17 protein-coding genes are annotated in these 16,069 nt (G+C 65.2%); 5 read left to right on the top strand and 12 right to left on the bottom strand.

Going from position 1 to position 16,069, the window contains the following annotated elements; genetic code table 11:
- Nucleotides 1-107: 107 nt before the first annotated feature.
- Complete coding sequence (locus IB258_RS13415; protein ID WP_192352688.1) at nucleotides 108-2,297, top strand: TonB-dependent receptor; 2,190 nt, start codon at nucleotides 108-110, stop codon at nucleotides 2,295-2,297.
- Here the strand turns inward: IB258_RS13415 and IB258_RS13410 are convergent.
- Complete coding sequence (locus IB258_RS13410) at nucleotides 2,287-3,105, bottom strand: metallophosphoesterase (protein WP_119449479.1); 819 nt, start codon at nucleotides 3,103-3,105, stop codon at nucleotides 2,287-2,289. The genes IB258_RS13415 and IB258_RS13410 overlap by 11 nt on opposite strands.
- 99 nt (nucleotides 3,106-3,204) lie before the next feature.
- On the opposite strand from IB258_RS13410, the gene IB258_RS13405 reads away from it, so the two are divergent.
- From IB258_RS13405 to IB258_RS13395, 3 genes are all read left to right on the top strand, one after another.
- A complete protein-coding gene (locus IB258_RS13405) occupies nucleotides 3,205-3,615 on the top strand; it encodes a lysozyme inhibitor LprI family protein (protein ID WP_119449469.1) in 411 nt (136 codons plus the stop codon).
- Between the two features lie 8 nt (nucleotides 3,616-3,623).
- Nucleotides 3,624-4,268: a DNA-3-methyladenine glycosylase I gene (locus IB258_RS13400; RefSeq protein WP_054451725.1), complete on the top strand. Its 645-nt coding sequence runs from the start codon at nucleotides 3,624-3,626 to the stop codon at nucleotides 4,266-4,268.
- A gap of 87 nt (nucleotides 4,269-4,355) precedes the next feature.
- A complete protein-coding gene (locus tag IB258_RS13395; protein WP_192352687.1) occupies nucleotides 4,356-5,360 on the top strand; it encodes a helix-turn-helix domain-containing GNAT family N-acetyltransferase in 1,005 nt (334 codons plus the stop codon).
- On the opposite strand, the gene IB258_RS13390 is transcribed toward IB258_RS13395, so the two are convergent.
- From IB258_RS13390 to IB258_RS13375, 4 genes are all read right to left on the bottom strand, one after another.
- Complete coding sequence (locus IB258_RS13390; protein ID WP_125471218.1) at nucleotides 5,328-6,023, bottom strand: pentapeptide repeat-containing protein; 696 nt, start codon at nucleotides 6,021-6,023, stop codon at nucleotides 5,328-5,330. The genes IB258_RS13395 and IB258_RS13390 overlap by 33 nt on opposite strands.
- 39 nt (nucleotides 6,024-6,062) lie before the next feature.
- Nucleotides 6,063-6,713: a response regulator gene (locus tag IB258_RS13385; protein WP_054451720.1), complete on the bottom strand. Its 651-nt coding sequence runs from the start codon at nucleotides 6,711-6,713 to the stop codon at nucleotides 6,063-6,065.
- A gap of 167 nt (nucleotides 6,714-6,880) precedes the next feature.
- On the bottom strand, nucleotides 6,881-7,297 hold the full coding sequence (gvpU, locus tag IB258_RS13380) for a gas vesicle accessory protein GvpU (protein ID WP_175160217.1): 417 nt from the start codon (nucleotides 7,295-7,297) through the stop codon (nucleotides 6,881-6,883).
- Between the two features lie 99 nt (nucleotides 7,298-7,396).
- A complete protein-coding gene (locus IB258_RS13375) occupies nucleotides 7,397-8,380 on the bottom strand; it encodes a YafY family protein (protein ID WP_054451719.1) in 984 nt (327 codons plus the stop codon).
- Between the two features lie 118 nt (nucleotides 8,381-8,498).
- Here IB258_RS13375 and IB258_RS13370 point away from each other — a divergent pair, with 118 nt between their 5' ends.
- A complete protein-coding gene (locus IB258_RS13370) occupies nucleotides 8,499-9,104 on the top strand; it encodes a glutathione S-transferase family protein (protein ID WP_192352686.1) in 606 nt (201 codons plus the stop codon).
- 23 nt (nucleotides 9,105-9,127) lie between these two features.
- On the opposite strand, the gene IB258_RS13365 is transcribed toward IB258_RS13370, so the two are convergent.
- The 7 genes from IB258_RS13365 to cyoB form a co-directional block, all read right to left on the bottom strand.
- The gene (locus IB258_RS13365; RefSeq protein WP_192352685.1) at nucleotides 9,128-10,453 is read right to left on the bottom strand and encodes a ParB/Srx family N-terminal domain-containing protein; all 1,326 of its coding nucleotides are present in this window, start codon (nucleotides 10,451-10,453) and stop codon (nucleotides 9,128-9,130) included.
- A gap of 35 nt (nucleotides 10,454-10,488) precedes the next feature.
- Nucleotides 10,489-10,872, bottom strand: a complete 384-nt coding sequence (locus IB258_RS13360; protein WP_054451716.1) for a hypothetical protein — start codon at nucleotides 10,870-10,872, stop codon at nucleotides 10,489-10,491.
- A gap of 133 nt (nucleotides 10,873-11,005) precedes the next feature.
- Entirely contained in the window at nucleotides 11,006-12,112 is a 1,107-nt protein-coding gene (locus tag IB258_RS13355) for a porin (protein WP_192352684.1), read from the bottom strand.
- Nucleotides 12,113-12,225: 113 nt separating this feature from the next.
- Nucleotides 12,226-13,005, bottom strand: a complete 780-nt coding sequence (locus IB258_RS13350; RefSeq protein ID WP_119449462.1) for an SURF1 family protein — start codon at nucleotides 13,003-13,005, stop codon at nucleotides 12,226-12,228.
- Entirely contained in the window at nucleotides 13,005-13,409 is a 405-nt protein-coding gene (gene cyoD / locus IB258_RS13345) for a cytochrome o ubiquinol oxidase subunit IV (protein WP_054451713.1), read from the bottom strand. The genes IB258_RS13350 and cyoD overlap by 1 nt, the downstream gene beginning before the upstream one ends.
- Nucleotides 13,406-14,047 (bottom strand): cytochrome o ubiquinol oxidase subunit III, encoded by a 642-nt coding sequence (gene cyoC, locus IB258_RS13340; protein ID WP_054451712.1) that lies wholly within the window; start codon nucleotides 14,045-14,047, stop codon nucleotides 13,406-13,408. Before cyoC ends, cyoD begins: the two co-directional genes overlap by 4 nt.
- Nucleotides 14,040-16,043 (bottom strand): cytochrome o ubiquinol oxidase subunit I, encoded by a 2,004-nt coding sequence (gene cyoB, locus IB258_RS13335; protein ID WP_054451711.1) that lies wholly within the window; start codon nucleotides 16,041-16,043, stop codon nucleotides 14,040-14,042. Before cyoB ends, cyoC begins: the two co-directional genes overlap by 8 nt.
- Between the last annotated feature and the right edge of the window lie 26 nt (nucleotides 16,044-16,069).

Raw genomic sequence — 16,069 nt, 5'->3', positions numbered from 1 at the left:
CAGGGCCAGAGCGGCATGGGGAAGTTCGCAGTTATTAATATAATTGCGAATCAGTCTTATTTATAAGAAGTCGACATTTCTTCCCCTCCCGCTCTGGAGAATTCAACGTGGTCCGTCCCGCTTCCGCCAGGAAGTGCCGCGCGCGCAAGCACGCGCGGCATGCCGTTGCACCCTATGCCCTAGCCCTGACCCTGGGCATCGTTCATTCCGGGGGCGTCCAGGCCCAGGCCGCCGGCACGCCGCCGCCGACGGTCGGGGGGGATACGCAAGGCGTGGCCCAGTTGCCGGCAGTGACCGTCAACGCGACCTCGCTGGACGACACGCTGGAGCATCTGTCCGCGCCGGTGAACAGCGGGGCGCTGGGCAACCGCAGCCAGCTGGAGACGCCGTTTTCCACGGCCGTGGTCACCGCCGCGGATATCGAGGAGCGGCAGGTCCGCAAGCTGGGCGACGTGTTCGCCCTGGACGCATCCGTCACCGACAACAGCGCCTCCTACGGCGCCTGGGCCAGTTATCTGAGCGTGCGCGGCCTGCCGCTGGATTGGCAGAATTCCTACCGCATCGACGGCAAGCCCTTCCTTAGCTACGTCACCACCTTGCCTTACGAGCACTTCGAACAGATCGACCTGCTCAAGGGCGCATCCGGTTTCATGTACGGCTTCGGTTCGCCGGGCGGACTGATCAACTATGTCACCAAGAAGCCGACCGACGAGCCGGTGCGCAGCATCGAGCTGGGCTATGTGTCCAAGGGCCTCCTGCGTGAACACGTCGATCTGGGCGGGCGCGTGGGCGGCGACGGCCGCTTCGGCTATCGCCTGAACGCCACGCATGAAGAGGGCAATACCTATAACGGCGGCTCGCTGTATCGGGATTCGGTGTCGCTGGCGCTGGACGCGCGCCTGACCGACAAGCTGACCTGGGACTTCCAGTCCATCTACCAGAACCGCAAGGCGATCGGGCAGGAGCCGACCATCTACGCTGGCCAGATGGCGGGCTCGGAGCTGCCGTCGCCGGTGCGCAACGACAACGGCAGGCTGGTGGGCCAGGGCCCGTATGCCGACAATAAATTCCGCTTCTATTCGACCGGGCTGAAGTACCAGCTGTCGTCCGATTGGTCAGTGCGCACCGACTACAGCTACAGCTCCACTCGCACCCGCCGCAATGAATCGGTGCTGTTCCTGCAGAACCAGGCGGGCGACTACCAGGACTATCGCTCGGATTACGGTGAAGCCTATGCCTACAACCAATGGCAGGGCATGCTCGAAGGCAGGTTCAGCACCGGCCCGCTGAAACACCAGGTGGTGGCGGGCGCGTCCTGGCAAAAGCAGAAGAACGACTACAGCGCCAACGGCGTGTACCAGCTGCAAGGCACGGGCAATCTGCGCACGCAGAACACCAACACCTATTACAGCGAGGGCAGCCTGGACCTGTACCGCGCCGCCGAGATCACGCAGAAGGCGCTGTTCGCAAGCGACACCATCGACCTGACCGGCGGCTGGTCCGTGCTGGGCGGCCTGCGCTATACCGACTACGAACAGGTCGGTTTCGACGCCGCGGGCGTGCGCAATTCGCGCTACGACAAGAACGGCGTGCTGACGCCGACGGTGGCGCTGATGTACAACATCACGCCGCAGACCATGGCCTATGCCAGCTACATCGAGTCGCTGGAGCCGGGGTCGTCGGTGGGCAATACCTACGCCAACTTCGGCGCGCTGCTGGACCCGCTCAAGAGCAAGCAGTACGAACTGGGCATCAAGACCAACCAGGACGGCTGGGCTGCCACGGCGGCGCTGTTCCGCATCGAGAAGAAGGCGGAATACACCAACGCCGCCAATGAGCTGGTGCAGGACGGCAAGTCGATCTACCAAGGGCTGGAGCTGGGAGCCTCCACGCGCATTGCGACGAACTGGAATGTGGGCGGCAGCCTGATGTTCCTGGATTCGGAATACAAGAAGGGTTCCAGCTTCACCGGGAACCGGGTGGCGGGCGCGCCCAAGTTCGTCGCCGCGGCTCAGGTTGCGTATTCGGTGCCGCAACTGCCGGGTCTGAAACTCAGGGCCGACGTGAAGTACACCGGCAGCACCATGCTGGGCGCTTCGAATGCGGTCCAGGTGTCCGACTACGCCATCGTCAATATCGGCGCCACCTACGACACGCGCATCTACGGCTACGAAACCACGTTCCGCGCGGGCATCAACAATATGGCCGACAAGCGTTACTGGCTATACCAGTCGCCGGACTACGTGAAGGCGGGCGACCCGCGCACCTACGCCTTGAGCGCCAGCCTCAAGTTCTAGACGCCGTCACGTCCCACAGGCGGTCAGGCGCAAAGTCCTGCTGTTCGCCCTTCTTGGCGTAGCCCAGCGGATTGGCCACGATGCGGCAGCCATTCTTCACATAGTCCTGCGGACAGTGGAGATGGCCGTGCATCCAGACGTCGGCCAGGGGCAGCAGGGCGTCCAGCGCATTGCAGAACCCTGCTGTGCCGGGGGTGACGCCGTAACGCGGATCCGCGCTCGCCAAGGTGGGGGCGAAGTGGGTGATGGCCACGGTCGGCCCGTCGTGGGGCGCGCGCAGGGCGTCTTGCAGCCATTGCTGGCATAGCAGCCCCTGCTCGCGCATCTGCTCGGCCATGAAGGGCGCGCCGTTGCGGCGCATTTCGGCCTTTTCCAGATAGAAGTCCGCCGCGCGAAACGCTTTTTCGCGCTTTTTCAGGGCCGCGCCGACGGTGTCGCCGGGCGCGGCCAGCGCGTCGAAATCCGTCCACAGCGTGGTGCCGACAAAGCGCACGCCATCGATGACCAGCGTCTCGCGTTCCAGCCAGTGGATGCCGAGTTCGCCGCAAAGCTGGCGCAGCCGTGCGTGGGTCTCGTCGAAATCGACGTTGTCGTATTCGTGGTTGCCGGGGACATACACCACGGGCGTGGGCCAGCCCTTGCTCGGCGCATAGCTGCCCAGGCCGAAGTCGTCGCCCGTCATGAGCGAACCGCGGCGGTATGAGCCTATGTCCCCGGCCAGCACGAGCAGGTCGGCGCCGGGTGCGGGCCGGGCCAGGAAATCCGGGTCGGTTTCAAGGTGCAGGTCGGAGAGCAATTGGATCTTCATAGCCGCCATCTTAGGCCACTGGCGGCGCAGCCGCCGCTGCGGGAGGCCATTGTTCCATGCGACACTTTCCTGGTTCACCAGCCACACAGGAGGAATTCCATGCGTATCGCCATCATGACCGCCGCTGCCGCGCTTGCGCTGGCCGCAAGCGCGCAGGCGCAGCCGCTGGATTGCGGCAACGCGGCCACGCAGACGGACATGAGCCTGTGCGCCGACCAGGCGTACCGCAAGTCCGACGCCGCCTTGAACGCCGCCTACAAGGAAGTGACCGCGCGCCTGAAGAACGACCGGGACGCGACGACCCAGCTGCATGCCGCCCAGAAGGCCTGGCTGTTCTTTCGCGATGCGGAGTGCGCCTTCGCGTCCAGCAGCACGTCCGGCGGCAGCGCGTATCCCATGACGCTGAGCCTGTGCCTGGACAAACTGACGCAGGCGCGCACCAAGGAACTGCAGGCCTACCTGAAGTGCGAGGAAGGCGACCTGAGCTGCCCGGTGCCGGGCAAGCAGTAAGCCGCCGCATGAAGACCGATGAGATGAACAAGAACGATCCGGGCCTGATCACGGACGAGCAGGGCGTGGCGCGCTGCTTCTGGCAGCCGTCCATGCCCGACTATCACGACCATGAGTGGGGCAGGCCGGTGGCGGATGACCGCCGCCTGTACGAGAAGATCTGCCTGGAGGGTTTTCAGGCCGGCATGGCCTGGATCACGATCCTGCGCAAGCGCGAGGCGTTCCGCGCGGCCTTCGATGACTTCGACTTCGAGCGGGTGGCGCGCTACACGGAGCGCGACGTCGAGCGCCTGATGGGCGACGCGGGCATCGTGCGCAACCGTAGCAAGATCGTGTCCGCCATCAACAATGCCAGGCGCGCACGCGCCCTGGCCGACGAGACGGGTTCATTGTCGGCCTGGCTCTGGAGCCATGAGCCGCCGGCCCAGGACCGTCCCGCGACCGTGGACCTGGACTACTGGAATGGCAATCCGACCTCGCCGGCGTCGGCGGCGCTGTCGCGTGACCTGAAGAAGCGCGGCTGGACCTTCGTGGGCCCGACAACCATGTACGCCTTCATGCAGGCCGTGGGCATGGTCAACGATCACATGAGCGGCTGCGTCTGCCGCCAGACGGTCGAGGCCGCGCGCGCGGGGTTCAAGCGGCCGAAATAGGCCGCGGCAGCGGCTGGCGCGAAAAATGTTGAATTGGTTGCGATCCGCAAGTATATTGGTTGCGAATCGCAACTTTAAGGGCGCGCCATGGATCTGATCGATACCCCCATCCAGTCCCGCGATCAGACGATCCGGGATTTGCGGGAGTTCTCACGCAAACTGGTGCGCGAGCTAGGCTTCATGCGCAGCTCGCTGGCCGGCAGCGAGCTGGCCCCGTCCGCCGTCCACGCCATCATCGAGATCGGCCTGCAGCCGGGCATCCAGGCGCGCGATCTGGCGGCCATCCTCAGGCTGGACAAGTCCAATACCAGCCGTCAGGTCGCCAAGCTGGAGTCAGCCGGGCTGCTGACGCGCGAGGCCGACAGTGACGATGCGCGCTCGTCGCGGCTGTACCTGAGCGAAGCCGGCACCCGGCTGCGTATGCAGATAGACCAGTTCGCCACCGGCCAGGTTTCGCGGGCATTGCGCCAACTGGCGCCCGAGGACCAGCAATCGCTGATCCGCTTTCTTTCCCTTTACGCCGACGCCCTGTCGCACGAGAACCCCAACACCGCGCTCGTCACAGACGGCATCGCAGAGCAGATCCACGCGGGCTACCTGCCTGGCTGCATCGGCGACGTGGCCAGCCTGCATGCGCGCTATTACGCGCAGGCCTCGGGATTCGGCGTGTACTTCGAACGCAAGGTCGCGAGCGAGCTGGCCGAGTTCGCCGAAGGCCTGCCCGCCACCGGCAAGAACATCTGGCTGTACGTAGACAACGGCAGGACGCTGGCTTCCATCGTCATCGATGGCGATCTTGCCGCCCGTGACGCGCACCTGCGCTGGTTCATCGTCGACGAGTCGCTGCGCGGCATGGGCGTGGGCCGCGTCCTGCTGGAGCGGGCCATGGCGTTTGTCGACGCCCACTACGACGAGACGTACTTGTGGACCTTCAAGGGGCTGGATGCAGCCAGGCATCTCTACGAGGCTGCCGGCTTCACGCTGGCCGAGGAGTCCGAAGGCCGGCAGTGGGGCAGCGTGGTGGTCGAGCAGCGCTTTGTCCGCCGCAGCCGGCGCGCTTCAGATCACGCTGATGCGCAATTCGGCCAGTAGGGCTGCCGCCTGAGTCTTGGATATGGTGGCGCCTGCCAGGCGCGCGGCCGAATTCAGGTCCAGGCCGCCCAGGTCGGCTTCGCGCAGGTCGGCGCCTTCGAAGCGGACATTCTTCAGGATGGCGTTGCGCAGGCTGCCGCCATGGAACACGGTGTCGCGGAAATCGCTGCCGGTCAGGTCGGCATCGGAGAAGTCCAGGTGCCGCACGTCGGTCTTGCGAAACGACACGCCGCGCAGCAGCGCGCCGACCAGCAGGCATTCCTCCAGCGACCAGCCCAGGCAGGCGATGCCGTCGAAGTCGCTGCCGGTGAGCTTGCAGCCCTGGAAACGGGCGGCGGCCAGCCGGGCGCGGCGCCAGTTGGCATTGTTGAGGTCGCAGTTTTCAAAGACGGCATCGCTGGCGTCGCATGAGGCGAAATCCACCTGGCCGCCGCGGCAGCGCAGCCAGACGGAGTCCGCCAGCGTGGCGCCCTGAAAGGAAGCGCCAGCGATCGCGCAAGCGGTCATTTGCGCGCCGCGCAGATCCAGGCGCGAAAAATCCGCGTCCTGGAAGTCGCAGTCATGGAACGACAGCGGACGGCCGGCCGACTGTTCGATCAAGCCCTGCATCAGCTTGCGGTCCACTTCCTGGCCCGCCACCGTCTCGATTGCTTTTTGCGTCATGCTGCGCGTTCCTGCCTGAATTCCCGGAAAACGGACAGCCTACTGGAAGATTTCGCTTTCGACGCAGAAGGCGATCAGTTCCTGGTCGGTGCGGACGTTGAGCTTGCGCATGGCCGAGATCTTCTGGCCGCTGACCGTCTTGACGCTGCGCTTCAAGGCCTCGGCCACCTGCATCATGGATTCGCCGCGGATGAAGTGGCGCAGCACTTCGAATTCCTTGGGCGACAGGCTGTTGATGCGTTCGCCGATGAACTTGCTGCGCTCATCGGCCGCGCCGTCGCGCTGGAAGCCGGGCGGATAGTACTTGCGGCCGGCATGCAGCGTTTCCAGCGCGGTCATGATTTCGGTGAGGTTGTCGCGCTTGAGCACCACGGCGGCCACCCCGGCGTCGTAGAGCGCCGAGATGATCATGGAGTTCGACACCATGGTCAGCACCACGATCTGGACGTCCGGATAATGCCGCGTCAGGTATTTGACCAGGCGGATGCCGTCGCCATAGGTGTCGTCGCCGGGCATGGAGTAGTCGGTGATGACCACGTGCGGCATATCGCGTTGCAGGTGCTGGATCAGCGCGGTCGGCCCGGGCAGGGTGGCCGTGACCTCGAAGTTGAGGTCCTTTTCCAGCAGGTCGCGCATCCCCATCAAGACCAGGGGATGGTCGTCGACCAGGACGATGCGGAGTCTTTCCATGCGGGGGAGTGACTTCAAGCGAGCCCTTGCTTCAAGTGGAGAGAAGGCGGGCGGACTCAGGGTTGGGGGCGGAGGCAAACCCATAGCGTAGTGGTTTTTGCGTAGCGGCGCGCCCCGCGCCCGAGAACCGGGGCGGGGACCTATGCGGAATAGGGATATCGGCGGCCTCAGCCGGCCGCTTCTTCCTGCAGGCGGCCCAGCACGAAGCCGTCGACCGCGCTGGTGCGGCCGCGCCACAGCGTGGGCTGTCCGGCGATGGGGGTGCCGTCGGCAGTGAAGAACAGGGCGTCGGCGAGATGGATGTAGTTCGGCAGCGGGTCAGCGGGTTGGGGCACGCGGAAGACGTCGCCCAGTTCCGTCAGCGAGGCATGCACGGCCTTGCGAGTGGCGTCGTCCACCTTGTCCAGGGATCCCGTGAAGCTGGCGGCGAAGCTGTCGAAGTACTCTGCCCCGGACACGATGGAACCCGACACCAGCATGCCGCCCATCTGCAGGGTGACGCCGATGCTCTCGATCTGGCTGCCGTTGTTCACCAGGTTGACGAGGAATTGCAGGAAGGCGTCGGCGTCGGGAACGTTGCTCATGGCGTGATTTCTGGAAATGTTTGGAAAGCAGCCAAGATACTCGAATCGCGGGCGAAATACACAGAATGGGATAGGCCGAAAAACAGCCAAATCCGACCGCTATCCGCGCGCTTTGGGAACTGCCATTTTTTCCAGGCTGCGCCCCAGCCGTTCGCTGGCCAGACGCAGGCGGTCCTGCAGCGCCGCAGGCGCCAGCACCTCGAATTCGACGTCCAGCGCCATCAGCCAGTACACCAGCGCGTCCAGGCTGGGCACGGCGCATTGCAGTACGCAACGTGCTTCGTCCAGCGCTTCGATCTGGCCGGCGCCCGGCGGGATGCGCGTGGCCATGACGGCGCGCGGCGCGTGCAGGATCACGCGCGCGGGTTCCTGGTGCGGCGCCATGTTGACCGACCGCGAGACATAGGCGCGCAGATCGCCGCCTTCGGGCGGAGGGCGCGGCGCGAAATGCGCGCCGACTTCCGGGGCGCCCGCGATGCGGTCGATACGGAAGGTGCGCCAGTCCTCGCGCGCGGGATCCCAGGCCACCAGGTACCAGCGGTATCCGGTATGCGCCAAGCCTTGCGGCTCCACCAGCCGGGTGCTTGCCCGGCCCTTGCCGTCCGCATAGTCGAAGCCGACCCGCAATTGGTCGCGGCAGGCGGCTGCCAGCGTGGCCAGCAGGGTGGCGTCGACGGCCGCGCCGTCGCGCGGGATCGGCACGATGGCCGATCGCAGCGCGTCGACCCGGTGGCGCAGGCGCTGCGGCATGACCTGCTCCAGCTTCACCAGCGCCCGCAGCGCGGTTTCCTCGATGCCGCCCACCGTGCCCGTGGCCGCCGTGCGCAGCGTGAGCGCCACGGCCAGCGCTTCATCGTCGTCCAACAACAGGGGTGGCAGCGCCTTTCCCGCGCGAAAGGCGTAGCCGCCGGCCACGCCGCTGCTGGCATGGACGGGGTAGCCCAGTTCGCGCAGCTTGTCGATGTCGCGCCGCAGGGTGCGGGGGTGGATCGCCAGCGTCGCGGCCAGTTCGGTCCCGGCCCAATGGCGGCGGGTCTGCAGCAGCGACAGCAGGCGCAGGAGGCGGTTGCTGGAAGTAAGCATGGCGGCACGATAGCGCGTATCGAGGGCGGAATCTGTCCTCAATGGATTCTACAGTGGCCCCCGTAGTCAGCGGCAGGGGCCGCGACGCACATCCCTTGATCGAATTGGAGATTTGCCCATGTCTATCGTTTTCTATTGGCACCCCATGTCCAGCGCAACCCCGGTTGCCAGCGCGCTCGCTGAACTGCAAGTGCCGCATGAACGCATCAAGGTGGACATCAGGACGGGGGAACAGCATCGCCCCGAATTCCTGGCGCTCAATCCGAACGGGAAGGTCCCCACGCTGACAGTGGACGGCGCTCCCTTGTTCGAAACCTTGGCGATACAGCTATGGCTGGGAGAGCGCTACGGCGTGGAGCGCGGCCTGTGGCCTGCCGCCGGCACGCCCGAACGCCTGCTGGCGATGTCGTGGTGCGTCTGGTCCTATGTCAGCTACGGCGCGGCGGTGATGCGCCTGTATCTCGCCACGCAGGGCGCAGACGCGCCCGGCGGCGCCGAGGCGGAACGCGTATTGGATGACGTGGACGCGTTGCTGGCCGTGCTGGACGGCCATCTGTCGCGGCAGCCCTGGATGTTGGGCGCGGCCTACTCATTGGCCGATCTGGTGGTCGGTTCGGTGGTCGGCTACAGCGCCTATCTGGGCGCCAGGGTGGCGTCGCATCCGCATGTGCGGGCATGGATGGACCGGGTCCAGGCCCGGCCCGCCATGCAGATCGACGCTTAGCGCGCGTGGGCGGGCGCCGCGGCTTACCAGCCCCAGCAGGTGCCGGTCGCGGGCTTGCCGCAGTTGCGGTAGTTCACGGCGAACCACAGCTTGCCTGCGCCCCGCGGACTGCCATCGTTCTTGGCGTCGTTGCGCGGCAGTTCTTCCAGGGTGTCGCGCGCCTTCTTGGTGGGCGAGCCGCTGGCGGCGTCGGGCGACAGCGCGATACGTCCCAGGCCGGCAGCGTCGCGGTCATCGAAGACGATGTCGGCGTCCTTCAATGCGCTCATCTTCAGGGAGGCGTCGCGCACCGCGGCGGCATAGCTGTCATTGGCGCCGGCAGGCGCCAGGCTCTTGTCGAGCGTGCTGACAGCGAGGATCTGCGCCGGCGCGGCGGGCGCCATCATCTTGTACTGGTCCAGGCCCGGCAGCTGGCCGCCCGCGGCCTGGCGGCGCAGCCAGTCGCCCCACAGGAACTCCGCGAACTCCGGCAGGTTGCCATTGCTGTAGGCGATGTCGCGGGTGAAGTACACCAGCGAGCGGTAGCGGTCCTCTTGCATGCCGCCGGCTTCCTGGGCGCTGGCCAGCCCCAGGCGGGCGGGCAACTGGTCCACGGTGATGGGTTGGTTCTGGCCGTCGCGCAGCCAGGCGCGGCGCTCGTCGACCATGCGCTGCCAGAACGCCGCCGCATTGGGCAGGGTGCTGTAGTTGGCGTCGACCTTGACCCAGACCGGCAGCTTGGGGCCGCCATCGGCGATTTCGCGCAGCGACGAGAAGGTATGGTGGCCGTCGGTCAGATACAGGTTGCCGTCCCAGCCGACCACCACCGTCTTGAGGTTGGCCGCGTTGGTGCCCGGGGCGTTCTTGCAGGCATAGGTGGCCGGCTGGTCCAGGCGGGCGGCGCGCGCCTCGGCGATGCTCTGGAATTCCTGCGCGCGCTCGGCGCCGCCCATGTCTTCGCAGTAGTCGTCGAACTTCTTGCCGACCGTGCGGTTCAGGTAGTCCAGCTGCAGTGCCGGCTTGTCCGCCCAGGTCGGGCGTTCGAAGTCCCCTTGCCAGCGGCCGAGCTTGTAGTAGATCTGGTCGTAGCCGATGGCGGCCTGGGTGGGATGCAGTTCCTCGATGCGGACCTGGATGACGTCGCCCGGCTTGGCCTGCAGATAGGCCGTATTGCGCGGCGGCTGGGATTCTGCGGGGGGCGTTTCTTCGACGGGAGGCGGCGCGACGGTGACGGGTTCGTCGTCATGGTCGTCGCCGCCGCCGTTGCAGGCTGCGAGGGCCAGCGGCAGCAAAGCCGCGGCCAACGCATGCAACAAACGTTGCCGGCGGGCGGGAAAAGCGCGACGCGCGGGAAGAGAGGTAGAGGGCATGGTCCGTTTCAGGATCTGGTTTCAAAGATAGCCGATCATGAGGGACGCGTGTTTCCTGCAGATTGCACCGGAACGGGTTGCCACGCATGCAGCCTGTCCATCAGGCCGCGCACGACGGTGGCCTGACGGCGGATTCTGGCGGCTGCGGCGGCGGACAGGCCTTCTGCCAGTTCTTCTTCCAGCGCCTCGAAGTGCGAGGCTGGCGCGCGCATCTGCAGGGCCAGCAGCGCGCCCTGTATGCGGTGCAGCATCTGGGCGGTGGCAAGGGCGTCGGGTTTCTCGGCGGCTTGCTCCAGCGCATCGAGATCCTGGGTCATGGTGTCCTTGACCAGTTGCCGGTGATCCGGCGCCAGCGCGGCGTATACCGCGAGCGTACCCGCGGCGGGGAAAGCAGAAGTATGGGGGAGCGGTTTGTGCATGAGAGCCTCCTGGACGTACATGCGGATGACGTCAGGCTCTCGGGCGATATTAAAGAAGCCCGATACCAGGGGGCTTCGAATCGGACGGATTCGCCGACAGCGGAGCGGCCCCGCAGCCGCTCCGCTGACTTGCTTAGAACGTGTGGCGCACGCCGACGCCGGCGGCCGTGCTCTTCAGGCCGTCGATGAAGGCATAGTCCTTGCCGTACGAACCATAGGCGTACAGGTTGGTGCGCTTGGACAGGTCGTAGGTGTAGCCCACGCTCCAGACGTTCATGTTGGTGTCGCCGCCGGTCAGCTTGTCGTTGTTCGGCGACACGTGTTGCCACGACGCGAACAGGCTGCTTGCGCTGCCCAGGGGCAGAGTGGCGCCCAGCATGTAGGAGTTGGCCTTGAAGCCGTCCACGAAGCGGTTGGTGCCGAATTCATCGCTGAAGGGCGTGCCTGCCGGCAGGTCCTGGCCGACGAACCAGCCGTCGGTGGTGCGGCCGTAGGCGGCGGCGAGCTTCACGACCTCCAGGTCGTAGGACACGCCCAGCGCGTACTGGCGCGGCGTGGCGTCATGGTCGATGGAGCCGCGGTTGGAGCCGTTGAGCTGGTCGTAGGTCAGCGCGACGTTCAGCGGACCTTGCACGTAGCGCAGGCCGAAGGTGATGCCGCGGGTATTGTCGGCGGTGCGAAAACCCGTCTGGTCGGCGGTCGTGTCGTCCGCATTGAACGAGTAGCCGATGCCAAGTTCGAAGCCGTTCACCGAAGGCGTCTTGTACATCACCATGTTGTCCCAGCGCATGGTGTTGGCGGCGCTGAAACCCAGGCCCATGTTGGACTGGGTGTAGCTGGTGTAGAAGGGGTCGATGTCGGCAAGGTAGTTCGAGCCCACCGTGGCCTGGCGGCCGAACTCCAGCGAGCCCCAGGCGTCGTTGGCCAGGCCGATGGTGGCCTGGCGGCCGAACAGGCGGCCGGACTGTCCGCGCTGGCCGTTGGCCGAGTCGAATCCGCTTTCCAGCTTGAACGTGGCGCGCAGGCCGTCGCCCAGATCTTCGGCGCCGCGCAGGCCCCAGCGCGAGCCGGCCTGGATGCCGTTGATCATGCCTATCTTGCTACCGTCGTATCCATCGCCTTTGATCTTGTTGTAGCCGATGCCGGTGTCGATGACACCATAGAGAGTTACCGACGATTCTGCCTGAGCAACGCCTGCAAAAGTCGTGAACATTGCGGCGGCGAGCAGCGTCTTTTTCATCCTTGGGGACTCCTGGTTGAGGGGTGGAAAAAACAAAAGGGAACAGCACGCGAGCATGTAGCTCAGCGCTGTTCCCAGCCCTCATTGTAGGACACCGGCCGCAGCCGGCGGATTCAGCCCTTGCGGCGCGCGCGCTTTTCCTCGCGCACGAAGATGAAAACGCCGACCAGCACCATGGCTGCCAGGGCGTACCAGGTGATGGCGTAGCTCAGGTGATTGTTGGGGAAGTTCAGCACCGTCAGGCCGCCGACGGGAGCGGTGCGCCCGCTGCCGTCCTTGCCCGTCGCATCGGCGTCGATGAAGTAGGGGGCCACGTCGGTCAGGCCGCGCGCCGCGGCGATGGCGGGCAGATCGCGCGAGTACCAGAGGTTGGTCGCCGGATCGTTGTTGCGCAGGAAACCATGAGGGGGCTCGCCCATGCGCAGCAGGCCGGTGACGGTGGCTTCTTCGGGCGTTTGTTGTATGGCCGACTTGCTTTTGCGCCATTCGGGCAGCACGAAGCCGCGGTTGACCAGCACCGTGCCGCCTTCGGGCAACTGCAGCGGAGTCATGACCCAGTAGCCGCTGCCCAGCTCGGTCGCGGCCTGCACCAGGGTCTGGCGGTCGTACAGGTAGGTGCCCTTGGCGGTGACGCGGCGGTATTCGGCGTTGTCGGAAGTCAGCGCGGGCCATTCGGCCTGGGCCGGCGCCGGCGTGGGCGCCGCATGGGCGCGTTGTTCGACCTGCGCGATCAGGGTGCGTTTCCAGGCCAGCCGGTGCACCTGCCAGGTGCCCAGGGCGCAGAGGCCCGCAAAAATGGCAACAGCAAGCACCCCCAGGATGACCAGGGTAACTTTGCTGCGCGGATTACGGGAGGAGGTGTCGCGGGAAGTGGAGTCGTTTACTGCGGCCATCAGGGCATTTTCCGCATGTCGTGTGTGGACATGGGCATCATATTGGAGTCGAGGTGGTACATGATCCAGATGGATCCGCTGAGCGTGATTACGACCAGCACCAGCGTGAATATTAACGCCAACATGTTCCAGCCGCTTTCGGACTTGGTGTCCATGTGCAGGAAGTAGATGATGTGGACCACGATCTGCACCGCGGCGAACGCCAGGATCACCAGCGCGGTGGTCCGGGACTGAGAGAAGACCTGGTTCATGACCAGCCAGAACGGGATGGCGGTCAGGATGGCCGCCAGCACGAAGCCGGTCATGTAGCTTTTGAAGGTGCCATGGGCGGCGCCGTCATCGTCGTCGTGGTGGTCGTGGCCGCCGTGGCCGTGATCGGCCGGATGATCCAGGTGCGCGGTCATGGCAGCACTCCCATCAGGTACACGAAGGTGAAGACGCCCACCCAGATCAGGTCCAGGAAGTGCCAGAACATGGACAGGCACATCAGGCGGCGGCGGTTTTCGGGGATCAAGCCGTGCATCTGGACCTGGATCATCATCGTCACCAGCCACACGATGCCGAAGGTGACGTGCAGCCCGTGGGTGCCGACCAGGGTGAAGAAGGACGACAGGAAGGCGCTGCGCTGCGGGCCGGCGCCCTGGTGGATCAGGTGCGCGAATTCGTACAGTTCCAGCGACAGAAAGCCCAGCCCCAGGATGCCGGTCACGGCCAGCCAGAGCTGGGTGGCGCCGACGCGGTTGCGCCGCATTTCCAGCATCGCGAAACCGTAGGTGATGGAAGACAGCAGCAGCAGCGCGGTATTCACCGCTACCAGCGGCAGGTCGAACAGGTCCGCGCCGGAAGGGCCAGCCGCATAGTTGCGTCCCAGCACGCCATAGGTGGCGAACAGGCAGGCGAAGATGAGGCAATCGCTCATCAGGTAGACCCAGAACCCGAGCAGGGTGCCGTTCTTGGGGTGGTGTTCGCCCGGGACGTGGAACATGGGCTCCGCGGGCGGCGCGGCGCCGCCGGGCAGGTTGGGGGCCAGGGTATCAGACATTTTTCGCTAGCAACCTTGTGCGGGCGTCTTCGGCGCGCACGACCTCTTCGGCCGGCACGTAGTAGTCGCGCTTGTAGTTGAAGGTGTGAATGATGGACACCAGGATCAGCGCCGCGAACGACAGCACGGCCAGCGGCCACATATGCCAGATCAAGGCGAAACCCATCACCACGCTGATACCCGCCAGGACGATGCCCGCCCAGGTGTTCTTGGGCATGTGGATGGGAATGAAGCCCTGCTGCGGCCGCAGGTAGCCGTGCTGCTTCATCTGCCACCAGGCGTCCTGGTCATGCACGCGCGGCGTGAAGGCGAAGTTGTAGTTGGGCGGGGGCGACGATGTCGACCATTCCAGCGTGCGGCCGTCCCAGGGGTCGCCGGTGTCGTCGCGCAGCGACTCGCGGCGGCGATAGCTGACCACCAGCTGGATCAGGAAGCTGGCGATGCCGCAGGCTATCAGCAGCGCGCCGAAGGCCGCCACCTGGAACCAGATCTGCAGGGACATGTCCTCGAAGTGATTCACGCGCCGCGTCACGCCCATCAGCCCCAGCACATACAGCGGCATGAAGGCGACGTAGAAGCCCACCAGCCAGAACCAGAACGAGCACTTGCCCCAGAACGGATCGAGCTTGTAGCCAAAGGCCTTGGGAAACCAGTACGTGATGCCGGCCATCAATCCGAACAGCACGCCGCCGATGATCACGTTGTGGAAGTGCGCGATCAGGAACAGGCTGTTGTGCAGGACGAAGTCGGCGGGCGGCACGGCCAGCAGCACGCCCGTCATGCCGCCGATCACGAAGGTCACCATGAACCCCAGGGTCCACAGCATGGGGACCTCGAAGCGGATGCGGCCGTGGTACATGGTGAACAGCCAGTTGAAGATCTTGGCGCCCGTGGGGATCGAGATGATCATGGTGGTGATCCCGAAGAACGAGTTCACGCTTGCCCCTGATCCCATGGTGAAGAAGTGGTGCAGCCACACCAGGTACGACAGCACCGTGATCACGACCGTGGCGTACACCATGGACGCATAGCCGAAGAGGCGCTTGCGGCAGAAGGTGGAAACCACTTCGGAGAAGATGCCGAAGGCCGGCAGGATCAGGATGTAGACCTCGGGATGGCCCCAGATCCAGATCAGGTTCACGTACATCATGGCGTTGCCGCCGAAGTCCGCCGTGAAGAAGTTGGTGCCCACGTAGCGGTCCATGGAGAGCAGCGCCAGCACCGCCGTCAGCACCGGGAAAGCCGCCACGATCAGCACATTGGTGCACAGCGCGGTCCAGGTGAAGATGGGCATGCGCATCATGGTCATGCCCGGCGCGCGCATCTTGACGATGGTGACCAGCAGGTTGACGCCGGAAAGCAGTGTGCCTACCCCCGCTATCTGCAGGGCCCATATGTAGTAATCGACGCCCACGTCGGGGCTCTGGAGGATCCCCGATAATGGCGGATACGCCAGCCAGCCGGTACGCGCGAATTCACCGACGAACAGCGACATCATGACCAGGATGACGCCGCCCGTGGTCATCCAGAAGCTGAAGTTGTTCAGGAACGGAAAGGCCACGTCGCGCGCGCCGATCTGCAAGGGCACGATGTAGTTCATCAGGCCCGTGACCAGCGGCATGGCCACGAAGAAGATCATGATCACGCCGTGCGCGGTGAAGATCTGGTCGTAGTGGTGCGGCGGCAGGTAGCCCATGGAATCGCCGAACGCCACCGCCTGTTGCAGGCGCATCATGATGGCGTCGGCGAAGCCGCGCAGCAGCATCACGATGCCCAGGATGACGTACATGATGCCGATCTTCTTGTGGTCGATGCTGGTGAACCACTCGCGCCACAGATAGCCCCATTTGCCGAAGTAGGTGATGGCGCCCACCACCGCGATGCCGCCGATGGCGACCGCGATGAAGGTGAAGAGCAGGATCGGTTCGTGGTAGGGAATGGCTTCCCAGGTCAACTTACCGAAGATCAGCTTGGTGAGGTCTGGTTGATCAGGCATCTCGATTCCAGCAAAAAGACCGCAAT

This window comes from Achromobacter sp. ACM02, assembly GCF_014851605.1.
Taxonomy (GTDB): Bacteria; Pseudomonadota; Gammaproteobacteria; order Burkholderiales; family Burkholderiaceae_B; genus Achromobacter; species Achromobacter aegrifaciens.
This window is presented reverse-complemented; position numbering and strand designations above follow the sequence as displayed.

What these genes read in the sequence shown, in the direction of transcription:
- IB258_RS13395 (WP_192352687.1), top strand. Translation starts at nt 4,356, where the DNA reads ATGGATCTGATCGATACCCCCATCCAGTCCCGCGATCAGACGATCCGG.
- IB258_RS13410 (WP_119449479.1), bottom strand. Translation starts at nt 3,105, where the DNA reads ATGAAGATCCAATTGCTCTCCGACCTGCACCTTGAAACCGACCCGGAT.
- IB258_RS13370 (WP_192352686.1), top strand. Translation starts at nt 8,499, where the DNA reads ATGTCTATCGTTTTCTATTGGCACCCCATGTCCAGCGCAACCCCGGTT.
- IB258_RS13365 (WP_192352685.1), bottom strand. Translation starts at nt 10,453, where the DNA reads ATGCCCTCTACCTCTCTTCCCGCGCGTCGCGCTTTTCCCGCCCGCCGG.
- IB258_RS13375 (WP_054451719.1), bottom strand. Translation starts at nt 8,380, where the DNA reads ATGCTTACTTCCAGCAACCGCCTCCTGCGCCTGCTGTCGCTGCTGCAG.
- IB258_RS13350 (WP_119449462.1), bottom strand. Translation starts at nt 13,005, where the DNA reads ATGGCCGCAGTAAACGACTCCACTTCCCGCGACACCTCCTCCCGTAAT.
- IB258_RS13385 (WP_054451720.1), bottom strand. Translation starts at nt 6,713, where the DNA reads ATGGAAAGACTCCGCATCGTCCTGGTCGACGACCATCCCCTGGTCTTG.
- IB258_RS13360 (WP_054451716.1), bottom strand. Translation starts at nt 10,872, where the DNA reads ATGCACAAACCGCTCCCCCATACTTCTGCTTTCCCCGCCGCGGGTACG.
- IB258_RS13400 (WP_054451725.1), top strand. Translation starts at nt 3,624, where the DNA reads ATGAAGACCGATGAGATGAACAAGAACGATCCGGGCCTGATCACGGAC.
- IB258_RS13355 (WP_192352684.1), bottom strand. Translation starts at nt 12,112, where the DNA reads ATGAAAAAGACGCTGCTCGCCGCCGCAATGTTCACGACTTTTGCAGGC.
- gvpU (WP_175160217.1), bottom strand. Translation starts at nt 7,297, where the DNA reads ATGAGCAACGTTCCCGACGCCGACGCCTTCCTGCAATTCCTCGTCAAC.
- cyoC (WP_054451712.1), bottom strand. Translation starts at nt 14,047, where the DNA reads ATGTCTGATACCCTGGCCCCCAACCTGCCCGGCGGCGCCGCGCCGCCC.
- IB258_RS13390 (WP_125471218.1), bottom strand. Translation starts at nt 6,023, where the DNA reads ATGACGCAAAAAGCAATCGAGACGGTGGCGGGCCAGGAAGTGGACCGC.
- IB258_RS13405 (WP_119449469.1), top strand. Translation starts at nt 3,205, where the DNA reads ATGCGTATCGCCATCATGACCGCCGCTGCCGCGCTTGCGCTGGCCGCA.
- cyoB (WP_054451711.1), bottom strand. Translation starts at nt 16,043, where the DNA reads ATGCCTGATCAACCAGACCTCACCAAGCTGATCTTCGGTAAGTTGACC.
- cyoD (WP_054451713.1), bottom strand. Translation starts at nt 13,409, where the DNA reads ATGACCGCGCACCTGGATCATCCGGCCGATCACGGCCACGGCGGCCAC.